2 protein-coding genes and 1 pseudogene are annotated in these 1755 nt (G+C 44.7%); all 3 read left to right on the forward strand.

Going from position 1 to position 1755, the window contains the following annotated elements; all coding sequences use genetic code 11:
• Positions 1 to 96: 96 nt before the first annotated feature.
• The 3 genes and pseudogenes from QUA71_RS29080 to QUA71_RS29090 all read left to right on the forward strand — a co-directional run bounded on the left by QUA71_RS29080 (position 97) and on the right by QUA71_RS29090 (position 1705).
• Positions 97 to 1182 (forward strand): annotated as a pseudogene (locus QUA71_RS29080) (IS630 family transposase).
• 1 nt (position 1183) lies between these two features.
• Entirely contained in the window at positions 1184 to 1435 is a 252-nt protein-coding gene (locus QUA71_RS29085; RefSeq protein WP_333290469.1) for a hypothetical protein, read from the forward strand.
• Positions 1436 to 1438: 3 nt separating this feature from the next.
• Positions 1439 to 1705, forward strand: a complete 267-nt coding sequence (locus tag QUA71_RS29090) for a hypothetical protein (RefSeq protein ID WP_333290471.1) — start codon at positions 1439 to 1441, stop codon at positions 1703 to 1705.
• Positions 1706 to 1755: the final 50 nt, after the last annotated feature.

Consider the following 1755-nt stretch of genomic DNA (forward strand, 5'->3'; position numbering starts at 1 on the left):
GGGTCTAAGGGCTATGTCCTTTATTTTATCAATGTTTTGACGGGGTTGTCACCCCGTCAACTGAAAGAGCGTAAGCGAGTGCAACGAGGACAAGTCATGCCTAAACGCCTCAAGTTAGAGCCTCATCACACCTGCTCGCCCGTTGTCTAAACTTTATCGTCAAGCGTCAGACCCAATTGAACGGACACGCTACCAAATAATTTGGCTCTTAGCAACTGGACGAGTTACTGAAGATGTCGCTTCGGTCACAGGTTACTGCCGTAACTCGATATACCGCTTAGTCCGTCGTTACAATCAATTAGGTGCTAATGGGTTGAAAGACAAACGTCATCAACATCCGGGTACTCAACCTTTATTATCTGTTGTGGAACAAGCACAACTGTTGCAAACTTTACGAACTCCCACCGCTGATGGAGGATTATGGAACAGTCGTAAAGTTGCTGAGTGGATGGGTAATTTACTTGACCGTCCAATCAGCGTACAAAGGGGTTGGGACTATCTACGTTCGTTAGAGTTTCGGTTACGGATACCCAGACCTGAACACGACCTAGCTGACCTTGAAGTCCAAGAAGCTTGGAAAAAAAACTGCGAACGCAAGCTAAACGAATTCAACAGCAGCATCCACTAGCAGCAGTAGAAGTGTGGGGAATGGATGAGCATCGTCTCGGACTAAAGCCGATAATTAGGCGAGTTTGGGTAGGATATGGGGAGCAGCCAATAGCCAACGTAAATTGGCGCTATCAATGGCTATGGTTATATGGTTTCGTACACCCGTCAACCGGAGAAACATACTTTTGGATTCTCCCAAAAGTTAACATCGAGCTTTTTAACTTAGTTTTAGAAGACTTTGCCAGAGAATTTGAAGTAGGTAAAGATAAACACATCATATTAACTATTGACCAAGCAGGTTGGCATACCAGTCCACAAGTTCGAGTCCCAGAAGGTCTACACTTGGAATTTATGCCCTCCCATTCTCCCGAATTACAACCAGCAGAGCGTCTATGGCCGTTGGTAAATGAACCAATTGCCAATCGCTCATTTCAAAATCTAGATGAATTAGAGGAAGTGCTATTTCAGGGCTGTCAAGCTCTTCTCAAGCAACCTTCTTTGATTAAAGGGATTGCTTGTTTCCATTGGTGGCCTACAACCAAAGCTATATCATTCCGGTGCAACCGGAATTGATATGACCGCAATGATTGGATGGCCATTTAGCAAAAATGGAGATGACGACTCACAGCAGGAAAACAGACATTCGGCATCATCTGAAGAAGATTGCAAGGAGATGGAAAAGAAGTATGGGTGGGAACTCAAAAGAGTCGAACAAAACGACGACGATTCAGACCTATCCGTCGATTGCGTCTTCAAAGGCAAACAGACGAGTTTTTGGGATATGTGGAGCGACCATCAAGACGAGCAAGATAAAGATGAGGTATAAACAATGACATTACTCGAACAAATAACAGCAACTGAAGACATCGAACTCTACGACCCATTGGCAAGCAAGTCTACGCTGAGCCTCTACCTAGTCAAAGAGCAAGAAAAATGGATCCCGATCGAGAGCAAAGAACTTGTGATTGGCAAGCAATTAACTCGACTGTTGCAGCTTTCCCACGATTCGCGTCCATTACTCAAGCGTCAGGTCAAACTTGGCGAACGGCTCACTTACCACGTAAAAAAAGGGCGTTGCACAGTTGTGGTATGCTGAGCGCTAACAATCAACGAAAATTTAGCTATGATTTGTCCTGAATGTCAATC

Source organism: Microcoleus sp. MON1_C5 (assembly GCF_036701875.1).
Taxonomy (GTDB): Bacteria; Cyanobacteriota; Cyanobacteriia; order Cyanobacteriales; family Microcoleaceae; genus Microcoleus.

Excerpts from the sequence above, each read along its gene's own strand:
- QUA71_RS29085 (WP_333290469.1), top strand. The coding sequence starts at position 1,184 with ATGACCGCAATGATTGGATGGCCATTTAGCAAAAATGGAGATGACGAC.
- QUA71_RS29090 (WP_333290471.1), top strand. The coding sequence starts at position 1,439 with ATGACATTACTCGAACAAATAACAGCAACTGAAGACATCGAACTCTAC.